General features: G+C 66.3%; 15 protein-coding genes. 5 read left to right on the top strand and 10 right to left on the bottom strand.

Annotation, left to right across the window (positions count from 1 at the left end; genetic code table 11):
- The gene (locus IT306_21030; protein MCC7370911.1) at window positions 1-1,356 is read right to left on the bottom strand and encodes an LLM class flavin-dependent oxidoreductase; all 1,356 of its coding nucleotides are present in this window, start codon (window positions 1,354-1,356) and stop codon (window positions 1-3) included.
- 392 nt (window positions 1,357-1,748) lie between these two features.
- Between IT306_21030 and IT306_21025 the strand changes: the two genes are divergently transcribed.
- Window positions 1,749-2,819: a 3-deoxy-7-phosphoheptulonate synthase gene (locus tag IT306_21025; protein ID MCC7370910.1), complete on the top strand. Its 1,071-nt coding sequence runs from the start codon at window positions 1,749-1,751 to the stop codon at window positions 2,817-2,819.
- Between the two features lie 116 nt (window positions 2,820-2,935).
- Here the strand turns inward: IT306_21025 and IT306_21020 are convergent, their stop codons facing one another.
- The 7 genes from IT306_21020 to IT306_20990 form a co-directional block, all read right to left on the bottom strand.
- Entirely contained in the window at window positions 2,936-3,187 is a 252-nt protein-coding gene (locus IT306_21020; protein MCC7370909.1) for a hypothetical protein, read from the bottom strand.
- Window positions 3,188-3,463: 276 nt separating this feature from the next.
- Complete coding sequence (locus IT306_21015) at window positions 3,464-4,018, bottom strand: helix-turn-helix transcriptional regulator (protein MCC7370908.1); 555 nt, start codon at window positions 4,016-4,018, stop codon at window positions 3,464-3,466.
- A gap of 173 nt (window positions 4,019-4,191) precedes the next feature.
- Entirely contained in the window at window positions 4,192-5,097 is a 906-nt protein-coding gene (locus IT306_21010; GenBank protein ID MCC7370907.1) for a dihydrodipicolinate synthase family protein, read from the bottom strand.
- 115 nt (window positions 5,098-5,212) lie between these two features.
- Complete coding sequence (locus tag IT306_21005) at window positions 5,213-5,989, bottom strand: hypothetical protein (protein ID MCC7370906.1); 777 nt, start codon at window positions 5,987-5,989, stop codon at window positions 5,213-5,215.
- A 451-nt stretch (window positions 5,990-6,440) separates the two neighbouring features.
- On the bottom strand, window positions 6,441-7,241 hold the full coding sequence (locus IT306_21000; protein ID MCC7370905.1) for a hypothetical protein: 801 nt from the start codon (window positions 7,239-7,241) through the stop codon (window positions 6,441-6,443).
- 195 nt (window positions 7,242-7,436) lie between these two features.
- Complete coding sequence (locus tag IT306_20995) at window positions 7,437-8,342, bottom strand: hypothetical protein (GenBank protein MCC7370904.1); 906 nt, start codon at window positions 8,340-8,342, stop codon at window positions 7,437-7,439.
- Window positions 8,343-8,571: 229 nt separating this feature from the next.
- Window positions 8,572-9,813: a tyrosine--tRNA ligase gene (locus IT306_20990; GenBank protein MCC7370903.1), complete on the bottom strand. Its 1,242-nt coding sequence runs from the start codon at window positions 9,811-9,813 to the stop codon at window positions 8,572-8,574.
- 472 nt (window positions 9,814-10,285) lie between these two features.
- Here IT306_20990 and IT306_20985 point away from each other — a divergent pair, with 472 nt between their 5' ends.
- Together IT306_20985 and IT306_20980 are read left to right on the top strand one after the other, a co-directional pair.
- The gene (locus tag IT306_20985; GenBank protein MCC7370902.1) at window positions 10,286-13,783 is read left to right on the top strand and encodes a YfhO family protein; all 3,498 of its coding nucleotides are present in this window, start codon (window positions 10,286-10,288) and stop codon (window positions 13,781-13,783) included.
- 31 nt (window positions 13,784-13,814) lie between these two features.
- Complete coding sequence (locus IT306_20980; GenBank protein ID MCC7370901.1) at window positions 13,815-16,109, top strand: hypothetical protein; 2,295 nt, start codon at window positions 13,815-13,817, stop codon at window positions 16,107-16,109.
- 59 nt (window positions 16,110-16,168) lie between these two features.
- Here the strand turns inward: IT306_20980 and IT306_20975 are convergent, their stop codons facing one another.
- Window positions 16,169-17,770, bottom strand: coding sequence for an MFS transporter (locus IT306_20975; protein MCC7370900.1), 1,602 nt, complete (start codon window positions 17,768-17,770; stop codon window positions 16,169-16,171).
- A 343-nt stretch (window positions 17,771-18,113) separates the two neighbouring features.
- Here IT306_20975 and IT306_20970 point away from each other — a divergent pair, with 343 nt between their 5' ends.
- Window positions 18,114-19,322: a sensor histidine kinase gene (locus IT306_20970; protein MCC7370899.1), complete on the top strand. Its 1,209-nt coding sequence runs from the start codon at window positions 18,114-18,116 to the stop codon at window positions 19,320-19,322.
- 7 nt (window positions 19,323-19,329) lie between these two features.
- Here the strand turns inward: IT306_20970 and IT306_20965 are convergent, their stop codons facing one another.
- Window positions 19,330-20,070 carry an SIMPL domain-containing protein gene (locus tag IT306_20965; protein ID MCC7370898.1) on the bottom strand — a complete coding sequence of 247 codons (741 nt, stop codon included), beginning with the start codon at window positions 20,068-20,070 and terminating at the stop codon, window positions 19,330-19,332.
- Between the two features lie 378 nt (window positions 20,071-20,448).
- Between IT306_20965 and IT306_20960 the strand changes: the two genes are divergently transcribed.
- A complete protein-coding gene (locus tag IT306_20960; GenBank protein ID MCC7370897.1) occupies window positions 20,449-20,763 on the top strand; it encodes a hypothetical protein in 315 nt (104 codons plus the stop codon).
- Window positions 20,764-20,771 lie beyond the last annotated feature (8 nt).

Raw genomic sequence — 20,771 nt, 5'->3', positions numbered from 1 at the left:
TCACTCTGCCGCGTGCCGCCAGGAGCCGATGTCGGGGCGGGCCAACCCCAGATGGTCGCGCAGGGTGACGCCCGTGTACTCGGTGCGGAACAGACCGCGCCGTTGGAGCTCGGGGATCACCAGGCGAACGAAGTCCTCGAACGTGCCCGGCAGGTGGGTCGGGCCGATCACGAAGCCGTCGCAGGCCCGTCCCTCGAACCACGCCTCCAACTGGTCCGCAAGCTCCCTGGGGCCGCCCACCCAGGGGTGCTCCAGCTTGCCACGGCCCGTCGCCTGCATGAAGTCGCGCGGGGTCGGGTTCGGGTTGCCGGTCACCTGCAAGACGCGGTCGCGCATGCCCTGCATCCCGGCGATGCCCGCGATCTCCTCGTCGGTGAACGGCTCGTCCAGACCTTTCCGGGCGAAGTCGAAGTTGAGCGCCTCGGAGAGCAGGGACAGCGCATCGACGTCGTTCGGCAAGGTGTCGTAGAGCGCCCGCTTGTCCTCGGCCTCTGCGAGGGTCTCGCCGATGATCGGGTAGATCAGGGTCGTGATCTTCATGCTGTCTGGATCGCGGCCGCGTCTGGCAGCAGCGTTCTTGAGGTCCGCGTACGATACCTGCCCTGTTTCCAGGCTCCGATAGCTCACAAAGACCAGCTCCGCCCACTGCGCAGCGAATCGGCTCCCCCGTGCGCTCTGGCCGGCCTGGATGACGACTGGATGGCCCTGTGCCGAGCGCGGCACGGTGAACGGCCCACGTGACTTGAAGTACGGGCCGACATGATCGAGCCGATGCACCTTTGACGGCTCCGCGAACTGGCCTGTGCGCTTGTCTACGACGATGGCGTCGTCTTCCCAGGTGTCCCAATGGCCGTGCACGATCTCCATCAACTCGTCGGCGCGGTCGTAGCGCGTGTCGTGGTCGGTCACCCCGTCAAGCCCCATGTTGCGGGCCTCGTTGTCGTTGACCGAGGTGACGACGTTCCAGGCTGCCCGCCCTTTCGACATCAGATCGAGGGTGGCGAACACGCGAGCAATGTGGAACGGCTGGTAGTAGGTGGTCGAGTAGGTGGCGCCAAGCCCGAGCCGCTCGGTCGCCATGGCCATTGTCATCAACGTGACGACGGGGTCCATTTTGACACAGCGGATGCCGTGGGCCACGGTGTGGGCGTGGTCGCCAAGATAGAGGTCAGGCATCGCCAAACGGTCGTCGAAGAACGCGAGATCGAGCTTGCCCGCCTCCAGGACGCGCGCGATGTGCTGATAGTAGTCCGGGGAGGTGAAGTCCGGGCGCGCCTCCGGATGCCGCCACGCGGCCGGCAGTGTGGTGCAGTTCTGCGCCTGCATGAAGCCCACCAGGGCCATCTGTCTCGTCATTGGTACTCCCCGTCGAGTTCCACGGATGCGCCGAGCGCGCGTTGCGGCTGCGCTTGACACGTGCCGGATGCCGGCCTATACTCCCGAAGGCTGCGGGCATCCGTGCCCTGCGCCCCCCAAAACACCATGCATACAGCGTTTTACTACTTTAGCGGCGGCACGACGGAGCTACTGATCGCTCAGTAGCAGGCTCCGATGCCCCGTCGTGCCGAAAGCAGAGGGACCGCCCTCTGCTTTTTTGTTGTGTCGGACCGGGCTCGCCGGTGCGAGGGTCCGATGTCGAAGCAGGAGCCAGGAACCCCCGGTCGTCAACGCGAGCGTCGTCAATGCGAGCAGCGCCGCCGACGTGAGGCCCAGGCGCCACGAGCAGTGGAGCGAACAGGAACAGCGCCATGAAGACCCGCGATCTTCGCATCGAGAGCATCCGTCCGTTGATCTCGCCCGCCATTTTGCTGGAGGAGCTGCCCCTCACCGAGGCTGAGTCCGTCGTCGTATCCCAGACGCGCGACGAGGTCGTCAGCATCATGGACGGCGAGGATGACCGGCTGCTGGTCGTCGTCGGGCCGTGCTCGATCCACGATCCCGAGGCCGGCATGGACTACGGCCGGCGACTCAAGGCCCTGGCCGACGAGCTGAAAGACGATCTCTGCGTCGTGATGCGGGTCTACTTCGAGAAGCCCCGTACGACGGTCGGCTGGAAGGGCTTCATCAACGACCCGCACCTGGACGGCACCTGCCGCTCGAACGAGGGGCTGCGGCTCGGGCGGAAGCTGCTGCTCGACCTGCTGGAGATCGGGATGCCGGCCGGCTGCGAGTTCCTGGACCCGATCTCGCCGCAGTTCATCTCTGACCTGATGGTCTGGGGCGCGATCGGCGCACGGACCACCGAGAGCCAGGTGCATCGGCAACTGGCCTCGGGCCTGTCGGTGCCGGTCGGCTTCAAGAACGGCACCGACGGCCGGGTGCAGGCGGCCATCGACGCGTTGCGGGCGGCGGCGCACCCGCACAGCTTCCTGGGCGTCACCGAGCAGGGGCTGGCGGCCATCGTCACCACGCGCGGCAACGCGGACACGCACGTTATCCTGCGCGGCGGGGACCGTGGCACCAACTACGACCGGGACAGCGTGCAGGATGCCCTGGCGGCGCTCGAACGCGCCCGTCTGCCACGCCGCATCATGATCGACACCAGCCATGGCAACAGCGGCAAGGATCACGGACGCCAGCCCGTCGTGGCCCGGGACGTGGCCGGCCAGATCGCGGACGGCGAGCGCGGCATCGTCGGCATCCTGCTGGAGAGCTTCATCGTGGACGGCCGGCAGGATCTGGTGGACCGCGAGAGCCTTGTCTACGGCCAGAGCATCACGGACGCGTGCATGGGCTGGGACATGACGGTCCCGGTGATTCGAGAGCTGGCAGCCGCCGTGCGCTCGCGGCGCGAGGCGCGGGTCGCCGTCGCCCGATAGGGTGCAGCGCCCGCCTCCGCCTGTTTCGGATCCGAGACCGCGGGGCGATTGCATGCTGGCTGGTGTTCGCGTAACGCCATGAAACGAGCGGTCGGGGCTTTCAAGCCCCGACGAGGCTACGACAGCTCGCGCTGGCGCTCGGCGGGCTTCGGCGCTGGCGTGAACGAGAGGATCGCCAGTGCGCGGTCCACGACGGCGATGCTCCGCGCCAGCCACGACGGCAGCGGCCGTGGCGCAGGGCGGTCGGCTGGATCCGACGTATCGAGCCAGTCCAGGAACCGGCAGACCGGGATCGCGATCACCAGCGCGACGTACAGCAGGGCGCCGACCATCCCGAGCAACATCGGCAGCGCGTTCAGCGACAGCAAGGCACGACCCCCTGGTGGCGAAATTGTCGGCCAGCGCGTCGTCTGCGTGTGGCTGTGCCGCATGCCTGCTGCACCTGTGCAGCGCTGGCGGTCCGTGTCCAGCACGGGCAACGCGGCAGCCATTGCCGACATGTCGCTCACCATAAGCCGACAGGACGCCCGCCCGGCATCGGTTGAATAACCTATCTGCGCGGGAAACGCCCAGACGCCGCCCGGGCCACGGGATCTCCCGTGGCCTCTGGGTGCAGCTCTGGTGCGGAGCGCGACGGACGCTGCCTACCTGGGGGGCCGCTCCACGATGCCCTGATCGACGGCCCACGCGGCGATCTGCGCCCGCGAGTGCAGCCCGAACTTGCTCCGAATATGCTCGGCGTGCGCGTCGACTGTTCGTAGCGAGATGATGAGCCGCTCGGCGATCTGCCGGCTGGTCATCCCTTCGCCGATGAGCGCGGCGATCTCACGCTCGCGCCGTGTAAGCTGGTTGGGCAGCCGTGCCCGGAGCGCATCCAGCGGATGTGGCCGTTCAGGGGCGTGCGCGACACACGACACCACGCCGTCATCATCGGTCAGCGTGCCGTGCGACGCGGTACCGTTCGTCTGGCTGCCTCGCGGCACGATCAGCCGCGCCCGAGGCGTCTGGCTCGCCGCGCCATTGTGTGGAGAGCTTTGCGTAGCCACTTGCCACGCCGGATCCGAGCGGCTGGCATCCATCTCTGGTCCGACCCCTTCAGGCACATCCATCCGAGTGCTCGCGATACTGGAAGGGTAACGTGAGCCTCTCAGATTGGGGAGGGACAAGCGGCACCAGTCAGCGGGACAGATGTCCTGCATTTCTGGAGATGATGCGGTCCACACAAGTTGCGCGGCCCCAGGATTGCCTCACCCCCAGCCTGCCGCGCGGCGCGACTATCGGCCTCGCCGACATCATCCTCCGGCGCGGAGCGGGGCTGGGGGTGAGATACACCTGGGCGCTGGACGCCCGCGGTTCTCAGGTCGGATGTGGTTCAGACTGTGGCGCGGGTGGGGAAGCCGGCCGCGAGGCAGGCGTCGATGTACCGTTTCGCCTCGTCGGGGTTCATGCGCGGCAGCGGCGCGGTCACCGTCGGCTCGATCAGCCCGAGGTGCGCGGCCAGCAGCTTGGTGCAGTGCAGCGAGGCCCGGCCCCGGATACGGAGGAACGCGTCCACCCTCTTCTGAATGGCGAACGCCTCGGCCGTGTCGCCGCGCTGCGCCGCCGCGTACAGGTCCGAGAGCAGGCGCGGGTGAACGTTGGCAAAGCCCGGCACCAGCCCGTCTGCGCCGAGCACCAGCGAGATGGCGCCCATCTGCTGGTTGCCCTGGAGGATGGTGAAGTCCTCACGCGGGCGCTCGAGGATCATCCGCTGGACTTCCGCCCAGTTGCCGGAGCTGTCCTTGACGCCGGCGATGCGGGGATCCTCGGCGATCTTGAACAGGGCGCCCGCCGAGACCGGAACCTTCGTGTTCTGCGGGATGTTGTAGACCAGGACGGGCAGATCTGTGGCATCGGCCACGCGACGGTAGTGGTTGACCAGCTCGTCGTCGTTGTAGCCGCCGAAGTAGTACGGGGTGGTCACGACCACTGCCGCGATGCCCGTCCTCTCCAGCAGCTTGACGTCGTCGATGATGCGGGCCGTGCTCGGCTGTAGCACCCCTGCGATGACCGGAACGCGCCCGTTGGCGGTCTCCACGGCGACCTCGCAGGCGCCCTGACGGACGGCGTCGCGCAGGCACGGCCCCTCGCCGTTGGTGCCCAGCACGAAGATACCGTTCACCCCGCCGCTGATCTGATACTCGACGAGGCGGGACATCGCCGCACGGTCAAGGTTCTCATCGGTGTCGAGGGCGGTGATCGTCGGCGGCACGACCCCGTGAAAACGTCGCTGCGACATGGTGCGCTCCTCCCAGGTCTCTCGTGGACCGGCAAACAAACGTGGCGTACCCTCATGGTACGCCACGCTGAGCGCGCAAGGTGAGCCGGGGTGCGGCGCCGTTGGGGGCGCCGTGTCAGGGGCGCAGCTCCCAGACCATGTAGAACCCGGTCTGGCTGATGGTCGCAGAGACGAAGTTGCTCGACGGATCGTTGCCGCGTTTTTCGACCGGCGTCCAGACGCCAGACGGCACGTCCAGCCGGCCGATCACAAAGCGGCTCTCGTCCAGGCCCGTGGCCTCAAGGTCGCTGTAGCGGATGCCCAGATTGACCTCGGCCGGCAACTCGGAGAGCGGGTTCGAGTCGCAGTAGCTGGCGCGGATCTCGTAGGCCAGCAGGCCAACAAGGTTCCCCGGCGGCAGCGGCGCGGAGAGGAAGTCGATCACCTGATAGATCTCGATGCGGACCGGGCGCGGCGTCGAGGCGAAGACGCGGACGGTCGCCTTGCCATCACGCGAGGTGAAGGTCGTGTCCTGTCCCGGCTGGGCGCACTCTGGCTCGGGCGGGCGGACCGGGCCGGTCGGGATCGGCGGCAGATCGATGTTGAAGTTGTCGTTGTCGTCATAGCCGTTGTCATTGCCGTTGCTCTCATTGTCATTGTTGTCGCTGTTATTGTCGCCGCCGCCGTCGTTGTCGCTGTTGTCGCTGTTATCGTCGCCGCTGCTATTGTCGCTGTTATCGCTGTTGTCATTGTTGTTCTGCGACAAGACCCCGGCCAGCGCCGTGCTGCTGGCCAGCCACGTTGGAGAGCTGCCGGGCGGCTCGGCGGCCATCCCCAGCACGCGGACGACCCAGGTGCTGCCGAACAGCAGCACGATCACTACGCTGACTTGCAGCAGACGGAAGAGGGTCATCGTCTTTTCAGCCTCCAGTGCTGGCGCAGCTCGGTGCTGCCGAGGGCGGCCAGGATCACGAGTGAGTCAGGGATGCCATCCGACGACGCTGGGCCTTCCGCCAGACACGGCTGCCAGCGTACGCACGGGGATGCCAGCGCAGGCGGTGCGCGGCGTCTCACCGTATAACACGAATGGCGGGCCGGGCCGGTTGCCCGCCCCGCCCTCTCAATCGTGCAACCGTGAGCGGGCGTGCGCATGTTGTCGGCGGGGTGAGCTTTCTACGGCTGCGCGCGGCCAGGTGGAAGATGATCGCAGATCGACGAACGCTGCAGCGCGGGGGCATGTCCCCCGCCCGTTCCTGAGAAGAACGGGCGGGGGACATGCCCCCGCGCTGCATTCAGCCGTTCTCGCGCATGCAGGGTGGGGGACGAGCCCCGCGCGACAGCGTCCGCCAAAATGAGCGAGTCGCTTACCGCTGGTGCAGGACGTAGTAGCCCATCTCGGTGATGGTGGCCGAGGTGAAGTTGCCGGCCGGGTCGGCGGCCTGCTTCGGGGTGGCGCGCCACTGGTTGGCCGAGGTGTCCAGGCGGGAGAGCGTAAAGTTCGACTCGTTCAGGCCAGCGGCGTCCGCATCCGAGTAGCTGACCCCGACGTTGATCTCGGCGGGCAGCGCGGCGATCGGAGCGCCATCACAGGTCTGCGCGACGATCTGGAACAGTTGACCGCCAACCACTGCGCCGGGGGCCGGCGGCACCGAGGCCGGATCGATGGGGCTGGCGATGGTGAGCTTGATCGACTGCGTCATGCTGCTGAAGACGCGGGCCGACACGCGGCCATCTGCCGAGCTGACAGCGGTCTCCTGCCCGGGCGTGGTGCAGGCCGAGGCTGACGGCGCTGCTGGGGCCGCGGTGACCGGCGCCGGCGCGACATCCCCGTCGTCGCCATTGTCGTTGGCGTTGCCGTTCCCGTTGTCATCGCCATCGTCGTTGTCGCTGTCGTCGTTGTCGTCGTCGTCCTGGTTGTCGTCGTCGTCCTGGTTGTCGCCGTCATCATCGTTGTCGGCGTCGTCATTGTCGCTGTCGTCGTTGTCCTCGTCATCATCATCATCGTTGTCTTCATCGTCGTTGTCCTGGCTCACGGGCGCGCCCGCCGTGGCGGCATAGGCCCGGCTGCTGCTGGGGCCGCCAGCGGTCAACGTCGGCACGAGCAACGGCGCCACGGCCATTGCCAGGATCGTGAGGGAGATGAGGAGCGCACGAAGTCTGGACATGTGACGGGATCCTCCTGGAGCTGGAGCCAGCAGGTGGCTCAGGATCGCCCCGACGCAAGAAGCATTCCACGACGGAGACGCCGTACCCACACACGACAGCAAGACGCCGATGCTGGTTTCCCAGCATCGGCGCTTCTGCCCAAACTCTGGAGCGTCGCCCCTGCCGAGGCAGGGACGACGTGCCGTGCGGAACGCTTACGGCTTCTGGATCAGCGCGTAGGTGCCAGCGCTCGAGATCGTCGCCGAGACGTACGGGTTGCCCGCGGTTGGGTCCGGAACCGTCGCGACGTTGGTCCAGGAGCTGCCGTCGAGCTTGACGATCTGCAGCTTGGCCTTGTCGACCGAGCTGGTCACGTTGTAGACAATCCCGAGGTTGACGGCGTTCGGCAGGGTGCCGATGGCAGCGCCGTCGCAGCCAGCCTGCGCGTCGAGCTGGAAGACCACGCTGTCCACGAGCGTGCCTGCCGAGCCCGGGCCAGGCACCGACGACGGATCGAGCGCACGGAGCGTCATCCGGGTCGTCTGGCCGAAGCTGGAGTGCGGCATGACCTGGACGGTCACATCGTAGCTGCCAGTGCCGAGCTGGATCGTGCTGACCTCGCGCGTGTCGAAGCACTTGGTCGGCCGATTGACGCTGTCACGCGGTGACTGCACAACGATTCGGACGTTGTCATTGCCGTCGCTGTCGTTGTCGTTGTCATCGCCGTCGTCGCCGTTGTCGTTATCGTCGCTGTCGTTGTCGTTATTGTCGTCGTCGTCGTTATCGCCGTCGTCGTTATCGTCGTCGTCGTTATCGCCGTCGTCGTTGTCGTCGTCGTCGTCGTCGTTGTCGTTATTGTTCCCGTTCTGCTGCGGAGCAACAGACCGGTCACCTGTGCGTGTGCCACCAGCGAACGAAGCGTACGCGGTGGAACTGTCCGAGCCGCCGCCAAACGACGGAACGAGCAACGGCGTTACCGCCATCGCCAGGATCATGATGGCGATCAAGACCGCGCGAACCGCAGCCATACGCCGCACCTCCGATGCGGACCCAGCTACCCCCGGAAAGGGGACATTGGGCAGATTCGGGCTAACAATAGCAGGATTTTGTTCATTCGCCAACAGGTTGGTCTGTCGTCGTCATCATGAACAATCGTTCTGTCACGTTTTTGGTGACGCGCTGCGCCTGAAACGTCACCGTGCTGACCTGTAGCCGCCGGACTCCCGGTGGTTTCTCCGCTGGTGTGACCCTGGCCGCGCATTGCAGAAAGATGAAGGAGGGCTGGCCGCGCGGTGGCGCGGCCAGCCCTCCTCAGTCCTTCTCCCCCGCCCCGCGCGTGTTGCGGCCGGGCTACACACTGGACACAAACCGGTGGAAGCGCTTCTTCCCGGCCCGCAGCAGGATGCCCTGCTCGCCGATCTGCTCGCGCGTGATGCGAACGTCCGGCGTCTCAACGCGGCGATCGCCCAACGAGACGCCGCCCTGCTTGATGAGCTGTCGTGCGCTGCTCTTGGAGCTTGCCAGCGCGCCGAGCACCAGCAGCTCGACCACCTCGATGCCCTCGGCCAGGCGGTCCGAGGGGAGCGCCGTGGTGGGGACATGCTCCAGCGAGCCGCCCTCGCCGCCGAAGAGGGCGCGCGCGGCCTGCTGCGCCTCGGTGGCCGCCGCCTCGCCGTGCACGATGCGGGTGACCTCGAACGCCAGGATCTCCTTGGCCGTGCGCAGCTCGGCCCCGCCGAGGTCGGCCAGCCGCGCGATCTCGTCCGCTGCGAAGAACGTGAACAGGCGGAGGAACCGCCCGACGTCGGCGTCCTCGGTGTTGACCCAGAACTGGTAGAAGGCGTACGGCGTGGTCCGCTCCGGCGAGAGCCAGACCGCCCCGGCCTCCGTCTTCCCCATCTTGGCCCCAGACGCGGTGGTGATCAGCGGGGCCACCAGCGCGAACGCCTCGCCGCCGTCAGCCCGGCGGATCAGCTCGGCGCCGGCCAGGATGTTGAACCACTGGTCGGTGCCGCCGACCTGAAGCGTGCAGCCGTACTCGCGGTACAGGTGCAGGAAGTCGTACGCCTGGAGCAGCACGTAGTTCATCTCGATAAAGCTCAGGCCGGAGCCCTGGAGCCGGTCGCGATAGGTCTCGTGCTGGAGCATCTGGTTGACGCTGAAGTGCCGGCCGATCTCCCGCAGGAAGTCGATGTAGCCGAGCTTCATGAGCCAGTCGGCGTTGTTGACCATCCTGGCCTGCACGGGTGATGCGGGGGAGAAGTCGAGGTAGTGTGCCAACTGCCCCTTGATCGCTTCCTGGTTGGTGGCGATCTGCTCTTTGGTCATCATGACCCGTGCCTCGGCCTTGCCGGTCGGGTCGCCGACCATGGTGGTGCCGCCGCCGACGAGCGCGATGGGGTGGTGGCCGGCCCGCTGAAGGTGGGCCAGCATCATGATCGGGACGAGGTGGCCGACGGTCAGGCTGTTGGCGGTCGGATCGTAGCCACAATAGAGCGTGAGGGGACGCGCGAGCGCCGCGCGCAACGCCTGGTCGTTCGACGACTGATAGACGAAGCCCCGCTCCACGAGCAGGTCAAATCCGCTCTCCATGGCCTGATGATCCTCCTGGAGAGTGATGGTACCGGTTTCGTCGCTGGCCCGGAGAGGGGTGGGCAGGTGACCACCGCCAAAGACCCGCCTTCATGAGTGGCGAACCGCTCCTGTCGTCGACGAAGCGCCAGATCCGCCGAGCATCGCCATCGCATCCGGTCGCAGTCCAGAGTGGATACTCATCGCCGCGTTGCCTAAGATACAGAACTGGACGCATCCAGACGCTTCAGGGGTCTCAGTATCGCGAATCCCGAGCGCTGCCGGGGTGGCGGGCGGAAGAGGCGTGCGCTGAGCCACTCGCGGCATAGCTCATGCTCGACCTTGATGAAGGTGATGGGCCTGTCCGTCATCCCCTCACGTCCAGCGCGGCGCAGTCCTGGGGGAGCATCAGGGGACAGACGTGGTGACCAGATCGGAGACCAGGGCGACAGGGACGACGCCCGCTCAGGCGCCTCGTCCTCGGGATACGGTGTTGCACGGTCTGGGACGCGTGTTCTGGCGCGATCTCGTCGCGTTAGGCGCGCTCGCCCTCGTGGTTGTCTTCGTGTTTCGCCGCGGGCTGACGGGCAGCGCCACCTTCATCGGCGACTTCGACCGACTCAGCAGCTTCTTGAACATCGTGAGGCATCACGTTGATGGTTTGCAGCGTGCGCATCTGTTGGCCTGGAGCGATGCCAGCCTTGTAGGCCTGAACACGCTCGCTCTGCCCTACACCTTTCCGAACCCTCTGACCGTGTTGGCGGCGCTCTTTCCTGTGGAGAGCTTGTTTCAGGTATCTGCCTACATCTCCACGGCGTTGGCGGTTATCGCCGGATGGTCAGCCTATGTATTTCTCCGAGAGCTATCGACATCTCGCCTCGTGGCATGTGTTGGCGCAGCCCTCTATCAACTCTCTGCATTTTCCGTTCTGAAGGTCAGTCAAAATGATATGAGCTTTGCCGTGGCTATCCATATACCATTGATGCTCCTGGTCATTCGAAGGATAGGACGTCATAAACTCTGGATATCACTGATTGCTCTGAGTGTGATCCTGGCGTCCTTACTCCTCTTCACCTTCCTTCAGAAGGCTGCCTATGCCTGCATGATTCTGGGGCTCTACGCAGCATACCGCTCGGCGCTCCGCCGTTCCTTCAGGCCGATGGTTGTCACGGCCGCTTCGCTGGGCATCGCGCTGGTCGGAGCGTTGCCTCGGATTGTTTCTATCGCTGATGAGCTCCGGCTCCTTGACCGACAGCGCGACAGTCTGCAGCCGAGAACATTTGATGAGGTCTACACGTTTCAGAACGTTCTGCCAAGGGAGATGCTTCGCTGGTTTGATGCAGAGATATTCGGTCGGAGCATGAGTGAGGTAGTGGCATTCGGAAACAATGTCAATGTACACGAAGGCATGCTGCTTGGGAGTTCATCGCTGGCGGCACTATTCGTAACGGTATATATGGTGTACGCCATAGTATATCTTCGAAACATACGTCCTGGAAAGATATTCTGGCCGCCTGGACTTGATGAGGATGTCCCCTTCTTTGTCGCGTTTATGTTGCTCATATGCTGCCTCTTTGTATCGAAGGACGCTCTCTGGGTGCTCTACGTGATGTTTGGGAGCATGGATTTTACGCATGCGAGGATTGTCGTTGCTGGCCTCATCGTGCAAGTGGCCCTCACGACGGTCGCCCTGGATGCGTTGGCGCGTTCCTCTTCTGTGGGCAGGCTGACGTTCAAGCCCCTCCACATCGTCGCCGGCCTCGGTCTCGGGGCGGTTCTGTACGGCGCCATGTCCCTGGCGACGAATCTTGGTCAAGATGCAACGGTACCGAGCACCACCTCGCTTCAGCGCCTTGGTCGAATGAACGCGCAGCTCCTCACGGCTGGCGTTGTATCTTCTGAGGTACAGGCGCCCGCGACGGTGCGTGCTGTCCCTGCCAGTCGTACCCAGATCGATGTGAGCTGGGCGGCCGTAGATGGCGCCGTGAGCTATCGCATTGAAATCTTCGGCCAGATGTTTCAACACCTCACGGAGGTCGGCCGCGTTCAGGGCAATCAACTCGCCTATCGCCTGGGTGACCTCGCGGTGGGGGAGACGTACCAGGTCCGCGTGAAGTCGTGTGGCTCGGCGTCGGCTGATGTGACCTGTTCTGAGCCTTCGCCGCCGGTTGACGTCCGGATGCCCCCTCGGCTCGCGCTTCCGGTTACGCCGCCGTCGCCCCCTCCCAGGCCGCTGGTGGAGCTTACGGGATCGCGGAAACTCCGTATCCAGTGGCAGGAGCATGTGGGTCAGGCAACGTACCATGTCGAGGCTCGGCCACGTGGGAGCGATCGATTTCGTGAGGTGGCAACGCTTAGGCCTGGCGAGACCGCTCGTGAAATCGACGGCCCTCGGTCGGCCTCGCGGTACACGGTGCGTGTGCGCGCCTGTGTCGGTGGCCTGTGCTCGCCGTTCGGCGACGAAGTCACGGTCGAGGATGGCGGCTCGACCGGCTCCCTCCCAGGCGTGTCCCCAACGCGGCGGTTGTCGCCACCGCCTGTTGCCCCCCGGCGGATCGCGCTGTCACCAACGGAACTGACGATCGACTGGCAGCCGGTGGCGGGCGCTGACCTCTATGCGCTTGAAGTGAATGATGAGATGTCACCGGAGTTCGTCGAGGTGAGCCGCGCACACGGTCAAACGACGGCGGTGTTGCCGGTGAGTCCTGACACCGTGATGCTCGTTCGCTACCGTGCGTGCGTCTCAGACGAGTGCTCGCCAGCGTCTCCGCCTACAGAGATCGTGGCGCCTGCCGCGCTGCCGCCACTGCCTGAATCTCCCGCTGGTGAGCTGTGGTTCGTGGCCGTGCGCAGCGTCCTGAGGATTGAAGCCGCACTGGTCATTCTGGGGCTCGTCCTGGTTGTGGCGGCGCTGACGCGGGGTTCCCCGAACGTTCGCATGGTGCTGGTGGTCGCCCTTGGCGCGGCGATGGTCGCCGAATCGCTGACGTATGCCGATGCGCAGGTGAACGGGCCGCAGAACCACTCACCAGTGCCGTTCGCGCAGGGCGATTTCGTTCAGGCTGACCCCTGGGCCTTCAGGATGCCGGGACGTGAAGCGCGACAGGCGTTTCACGACGTCTTGGAGGTCGACCGGTATCGTACGGTCAGTGTGTGTCCGCCGAAGGAAGTAACACCGCTCTGCGCAGCGCATGTGTCCGCGTTCTGGCACTGGCGACAGGTCGATGGCTACAGCAGCCTGATTCCGCGCCGTGTCACCCGGCTCCCCTGGCCGGACGATGCGCTCGGGCTGCGCACGATCTCCTTCACGTCATTTGATGCGCTGCCCTGGCCACTGCTCGCATTCCTGGGCGTCAAACATGCCGTTCACGTGACACCTGACCTGTATACAAACGTGCCTCCGGACCGGACTGCCCGAGATGTTCGTCCGAGTGACGTGCAGATCGTTGAGAACCCGACCGTTCCGGTCCCACGGGAGTTCTTTGCGGCGTCGATACAACCAGTGCTCGACATCAACGCCGCAGGCGCCGTGTTGTTTCCCAGTGGCGCTACGCCGGTCCTAGATGTCGCTCGACGGAGCGTGGTCGAGCAGTACGACGGACCGCTTGATCTGGCAGCTGAGGGCGCGATCTCAGCCCGCTACGGCGATGACACGGTCCAGATCGAGTTGTCACCTTCGAACAGGCCGCGCTTCCTTGTGCTGAATGAGCTGTTTCATCCGCTCTGGCGAGCCGAAGTTCAGGGAGAACCGACGAAGCTCTACCCCACCAATCTGGTGATGCGTGGCCTCCTGATCCCGCCGGGGGCGACGCACGCCACGCTTCGTTTCGAGCCCGTTGCGCGCCCCTCGATGATCGCGCTTTTTCTGACGGCTGGTGCTGTGCTGATGCTCGGCGGCGTGTGGGGGCTGAGACGGTACGAATCGGGCCTGCTACAGGCGCCAGCCTGGACGAGCCGGCTCAGGCTGCCCGACAGTCGGACCAGTGTCTGATGCCAGTCTCTGAGGGATGACGCATCGCGCCGTGAACATGCGCACTCGGGCACTGGTCTGGGGGCGTGACCGCCTGTTCCTGTCCGTGGCAGTGCTCACTGCCGCGTGGCTCAGCTTCGAGTATCTCCTGCTCGGGCCATACTCCTGGATGTACGGCTACGGCGCGAGCCTGGAGACGATTCCGGTTCACCTGGGACTCGCTCGGTCAGGCAGTACATGGTCGCTCTGGGCCCCGTTCGTCGCGGGTGGGCTCGATCGTCTCTCGTTCTGGGGCAACGCCGATCCGTTCAACGTTGAGCCGCTGCTCTTTACGTTCCTGCCAACCTGGCTGGCGAACGGTCTGCATGTCTTCGCCCAGCGCGTTGTGGCCGTGTACTTCACCGCCCGCGTCTGTGCCGATCAACTGCGGTTGTCGAAGCGATGGTGTGTGCTGGCAGCGCTTGTGCATGCTGGCCTCGGCTATTTCACCGTGGGGGAGATGTTCGCCTTCGCCAGTGTGCCGCTGTTGATCTGGCTGCTCTCGTGGATCGACGCACGGCGGCGCTGGTGGCTTCTGGCGCCCGCCGCGGGAGCGCTCTTCTCGACGCTTGTGACTTTTAGCCAGAGCGCCCCCTACTTGTTTGTGTTTGCCGTCGGCTGGTCCGCACTGGTGCTCGCTCGACGCCACGGACGTCCCTACCTCGTGATCGGGCTGTTCTTTGTTGGCCTGACCGTCGTCGAGCTGCCCCAAACCCTCGCCGCCCTGGCAAATGCACCGTTCTCACACCGTGCTGCATTCGCGCTGGAGCCGGTGTCAGTGTCGATCCCCGGACTGTTCTACTACCAGCTACAGTTTGACTTTCTCGATCAGGACAAACTGCTGCGCGGCATCGCCATCGCCCTGGCGCCAGCCGCACTGGTCGGTGGCGTTGGCATCGTGCTGCTTCGACGATCGTCGAAGCGCGAAGCCACGCTCCTGCTGCGGATCGCTTTGCTCTACCTGTTGCTGTCGCTCAAGGTGGCGTGGATCGCGGCGCAGGCGCTGACGATGATGGCGCTGCCCTGGGTTGCTGGCCTCTACATGGGGCGGTTCTACACGCTGCCGGCTGCGTTCATGATCTCGGTGCTGACGGCGCTCGCGGCGAACGTGCTCGTCCACGAAATGCGTCCAGCGCTGCTCCGTCGCGCGCCACTCGTGGCCCTCGTGGGTGCCGTTGCCGTGCTGCTCATCTGGCCGAAGGCGAGTCTCTACTACCCATTGATGGTGGATGGCTGGGGCGAGAAGCACTATCAGGCGCCTGCTCTTGAGGAGCTGCGACGCTCTGACACCTCGATCTACCGCGTCGCGAGCGTCCTCGATCTTCAGCCCGCCTATGCGTATGGTCAGGGCTTCGAAACTGCCGATGGCTGGTCGAACCTCTATCCATCGGTGTACCGAGACGTGTGGCTGCGGATCATTGCGCCGCTCATGGAGAAGGTGCCTGCCACACGGGCCGTCTTCGATCCGCCGGACGGACGTCCTCAGGACCACTATATCTTCCTGGGTCTCAGCCTCGGCCTCGCCCCGATCGGCCTGTTGCCCGGTGAGGATCCGATAGCGGCGCTCCAAGCAGGCTTCGACTTCGATGCTCGATTCAACGTGCGGCTCCTCTCGATGCTCAATGTGAAATACGTGTTCTCTCGCTTTCCGCTCCAGGGTGAAGGGCTGCAACTCGTGCATGCACCGGCGCGGCCACCGAGGCTGATTGACAATCATGACTATGCGACGGGATTGGTCAATGCTCCGACGACACGCTTCGAGCGTGTGGTGTTGACAGAGATACCGGGGCGGGTCGTTGCAGACGGCCTCCAGGCGATCGAGCGCAAGCGTGAAGGCAAGGATCTCTACATCTATGAGAACAGGAATGTCCTCCCACGTTTTCGTGCTGTATCCCGCATAGAAGTGTTGCCCTCTGGAAAAGGCGTGCTCGACCGCCTTGAGGCCATGACGCTTGAGGAGTTGCGCAGTAGTGCGATCGTAGAACGCGCATCCGACACGGCGAATGCTCTTGCGAATGCGGCTGGTGCGCTGACGGTCGGAAACATGAGGGTGACGTGCTACGCGCCGGATGGTATTGCGCTCTCCTCTTCAGCCGATGGCGCTACCTTTCTTGTGGTCGGAAATACGTGGAACCCCGCGTGGGTGGCGACCATTGATGGTGTGCCAGCGGCGCTCGTGCGAGCGAATCATGCGCAGATGGGCTTGCTCGTGCCTCCCGGGGATCATGCCATCCGGCTGCGATACGCGCCCTGGTATGGGGCGCATCTGACATTCCTGTCAGGATTCCTGGCTGAGCGGTGTGACTGACTTCATGCAGGGGAAACCAGCGGGCGCGGCCCCGGCTCGCCTGATGCTCCGGACCCGGCCTACTCCATGCCACCGCTCACCGATCTGTCAAGGGCGGCCGGCACGATCTCGCCGGCCGCCGGCGCGGGCAGCTTGTCCTCCCGCGCGAAGACCAGCACCATCGCGACGGTGGCGGCGGCGCACAGGAACGTGAGCCAGAAGACGGGCTGCAAGGCTGCGCCGAGGGCGGCGCGCAGGCTGGCCTCGACGGCCCCGCCGCCGGCCGGGTCGAGCAGGCCGCTGATGGCCGAGGCATCGTAGCCGGCCGCCGCGACCTGCGCCATCAGGTTGACGTGGAGGATCGAGCCGAGCAGGGCCACGCCGATGGTGCCGCCCAGGCTCCGGAACAGCTGGGTGGAGGAGGTCGCGACGCCGCGCTGACGCCAGGGCACGGCCTCTTGCAGCGTCATCAGGAAGGCGGCCATGCTCGGGCCGAACCCGAGGCCGAGCAGCGCCATCGAGATCCAGAGCCAGAGCGACGGCGTGTCCAGCCGCACCAGCAGCAGCCCGGCCATCCCCAGGGCGATCATCGTCGTCGCGCCGATGGCCAGCGGTCGGAACCCGAACCGGAGCAGCAGGCGCGGCCCCATGAAGCCGCTCATCGACCACGCGACCAGCATCGGGGTGAGCGCCACGCCCGCGCCGGCTGCCCCCTCGCCGCGCGCGCCCTGCACGAACAGCGGCACATACGAGGTCACGCCGAAGAGCACCGCGCCAGACAGGAAGTTGGCGGCCGACGACACGGACATCACCCGCAGCTTGAACATCGCCAGCGGCACGACGGGATCCGGCGCGCGCCGCTCCACCACGATCAGGCCGACCGTCATCACGACGCAGGCGACCAGCAGCCCGATGACCCAGGGGGAGGCCCACCCGACACCCTCCGCGCCCTGGGTGAGCGCCAGCAGGAGCGTGGTCAGGCTGCCCATCAGCAGGACCGAGCCGGCCACGTCGAGGGAGACCTGCCGCGCCTGCACCTTCTCCTTGAAGAAGCAGATAAAGAAGATGGCCGCCGCCAGCCCGAACGGCACGCCGATGAAGAAGACCGACCGCCACGACCAGTGAACCGTCAGGTACGCGCCCAGCCCCGGGCCAACCAGAGAGGTCACGCCCCAGAGCGTGCTGAACGCGCCCTGGACCTTTGCGCGCTCTTGCAGGCGGTAGAGGTCCGCCACGACGGTGAAGATCGAGGGCATCAGCGCGCCGGCGCCCAGGCCCTGCAACGCCCGGAAGACGATCAGCTGCGTCATGCCGCTGGCCAGGCCGCACAGCACCGAGCCGATCAGGAACAGCACGATCCCGAACAGGAAGACGCTCCGGCGGCCGTAGACATCCGCCAGCTTGCCGTAGAGCGGCACCGTGACCGTCGAGGTCAGCAGGTACGCCGTGAAGACCCAGGGGTAGAGGTCGAGCCGGTCCAGCTCGCCGGCGATGGTCGGCAGGGCCGTGACGACCACCGTGGTTTCGAGCGCCACCACGGCCATCGCCAGCACCAGGCCGGCCGTGATGATCTGCCGGGCGCGGCCGGGCGGGAACGCCCGCTCGTCTGCCGCCGGCGCGGCTCCCCCCGCGTGCGGTGCTCCCTGCTGGGGGCGCGCTGCTGCCGCCGTCTGTTGTGCCAACCCCATCCCCTTCACGGTCGCCGGCCAGGCGTTGGCCGTCGTGCAAACCCGGCCAGCGTCAGCGAACGGCCCCGGCGGGCATCGTCATCGCCCGGCCAGCTTACGATGATGCCACGCCGGTGAAAATCGCGATTGAAATGCAGGGCAGGACGCAGGGTACTTGCAGGTTGGGCGCGTCGTGCGTCGTCGTCGGGGCTTTAGCCCCGACTGCGCGTCTTACCACGTACTGGGTACACCAACGAACATGCGATCCCCGTGGGGCGGGAAGGAGCGGTGCTCCCAGGGGCAGGACCCATCCGTGCCGCGCGCGTGGCGGCGGTACAATGTGACAGGGACGCCGCGGATGCTGGCAGGCGTCCTGAGGAGGCCGACGCTGGCTACCACCACGCCTGACAGCCACACGCCCGAACCGGCTGGCTCCCGGCAGGGCGGTGAGCTGCCAGCCGCCGCTGCCGCTGACGCTACGCCCGCCGAGGCCGTTTCCGCCGACCCCCTGTCGCCCGAGCCAGGCGGCTGGGCTGTGCGCGGTCGCCAGTTGTTCTCGACCGTCGCCGCCCTCCCGATCTTCACCAAGGTGATGGTCGGCAACGCCGGCGTGGTGATCTTCGGGGCAGTCGTCGGCACCTACGTCACCACCCACACCGTCAGGAGCGAGTCGGCGGGGACGCCGCTGGAGCTGGCGTTCGTCTTCGCGGCGATTGGCGCCCTGCTGAGCGTGATGGTGAACTGGATCGTGCTGAAGCTGGCGCTCCGCCCGCTCGACGGCATCACCCGGACCGTCGAGAAGGTCCGTAAGGGGAACCTCCGCGCGCGCGTCGAGCGCGATCCGTTCAGCGATCCGCAGATCGAGACGCTCCGCGAGACGATGAATGCGATGCTCGACCGGCTGGACGAGCACGGGGCGCGGCTGCGGGCGCTCTCCTCGCAGATCATCAACGCGCAGGAGGAGGAGCGTCTCCGCATCTCCCGCGAGCTGCACGACGAGACGGCCCAGGCCCTGGCCTCGTTGCTGGTGCGCCAGCGGGTGGCCGAGCGCTCGCCGGACCCCGAGTCCCTGCAGCGGACGATGGCCGACCTGCGCGTGCTGACCTCCGAAGCGCTCGAAGGGGTCCGCCGCATGGCCCTCGAACTCCGCCCGACGATGCTCGACGACCTCGGGCTGGTGGCGGCCGTCGAGGCGTTCGCCCGGCAGTTCTCTCACCGCACGGGCATCCCCGTCGATGTGCGGATGACCCGCCGTCCGGAGCGGTTGCCACCGGACGTCGAGCTGGTGGCGTTCCGGGTGATTCAGGAAGCGCTCTCAAACGTGGCCCGCCACAGCGGGGCCAGCCGCGCCGAGATCCGGCTGGGGGCCGGCCCGTCAATCCTGACGATCAGCATCGCCGACGACGGCCGAGGCTTCCAGTTGGAGACGGCGCTCGACAGTCGGCAGCGAAGCCTGGGGCTGTTCGGGATGCACGAGCGGGCCGGGCTGGTGGGCGGCCGGCTGATCCTGGACTCGGCGCCCGGACGCGGGACGCGGGTGCGGCTGGAGCTGCCGACGGGCGAGTAGGCGGCAGCTATTCCATGATGTACGTGACGGTGACCTGGGTCCGAATCTCCTGCGTGCCCGGCTCGATCGGTGGCGGGGCAGCAACCGCCCCCTCGGCGCGGGCGGCCGCGGGCTGCGCGTACTGGACCGGCGAGGACGACGCGTCGGACTCCTGGATCGCCTTGATGCCGGTAATCCGCATGCCGGCCAGGGCGGCTAGCTGATCGGCCTTGACGCGCGCGTTCTGCATGGCCTGGGCGCGGGCCTGGTTCTTCGGCTCCTCGATCTTCTCAACGGAGAACGCCAGCCCCTCAACGCGGTTCGCGCCAGCCGCCGTGATCGCGTCCACGATCTGGCCGACGCGGTCAAGCTCGCGCAGCTTCACCTGGACGGAGTTGCTCGCCCGGTAGCCGCGAATCTGGGTGTTGTCCCGCTGGTCGTAGACGGGGCTGGCCGAGATGCGGCTGGTCTTGATGTCCTCGCGGGGCATGCCCAGCCCCACCAGCCCGTCGATGACGGCCTGCATGCGGGTGGAGGCGTCCGCCTGGACGGCGGCCAGCGTCTGGCCGGTCGCCTCGACGCCGAACGTCACCGTCGCGAGATCCGGCTGGACGGTGACGCGGCCGTCGCCGACGACGGCGACGGTGGAGCGGAGATCGTCGGCGGCCGTGGGGGCAGCAGAGACCGCTGCTGGCCGGGTGACGGTGACGAGGCTGCCGGCTGCCAGCGCGGCAGCGGCGGCCAGTGCAAGGAACGTGCGGTGACGCATAGCGGAAGCGCCTCCTGGTGACAGGATGATCGTGTACACGGGTAGATCATGGAGACGCCTACGGGGGCGTTTGGGTTCCCGAAGTCGGCTTCGGGTGCCGACTGTTCGTCGGGCTGCCGGAGGCCCGACGACGCCCTGTATGCGCCTCAGGCTCGCCCAGTATGGGGCGTCTCGCGGGCGTGCTGGCGGCGGGCCGTCCCCTGTGCCGGAAGTGTGCCCGTTCTATCTGGTCGAAGGGCTCCCGGGGGCAGGCAAAAACATGCCCATATCGGGTATACTTGTGCAGGTTACAGCAGAGAGTTACCTGCCCGTTGGAGGGTCGAACCGGGCAATCGCCAGACGAGCCGCCGCGACAGCGCAGCGGTTTCGGGAGGCACCGTGAATCAACTTGCATTGCTCCCGTTGGAGAACATCGACACCAAGCCGCCGACGCAGAACGGTCGGCTGATCCCGATGCGCGGGCGGAAGCTGGCCGCCACGCGCACGGCTGTCGGCGCGCCGGGCTTCCTGTCCGTGCAGGCCGCCGCCGAGCGGCTCGGGTTGCAGCCGCGCAGTGTCCGCTACCTGATCGAAGAGGGGCGGCTGCAGTCGCAGCGGCTCGGGCGGATCCACTTCCTGCCGGTCGCGCAGGTCGAGGCGTACCGTCGCAAGCGGCGGTCACGCACGCGCCAGCAGCAGCCTTCGCTCGGCTAGCGTGTCGC

Source organism: Chloroflexota bacterium (assembly GCA_020850535.1).
Taxonomy (GTDB): domain Bacteria; phylum Chloroflexota; class UBA6077; order UBA6077; family JACCZL01; genus JADZEM01.
Note: the sequence above shows the minus strand (reverse complement) of the source record. Positions and strands in the feature narration are given on the sequence as shown.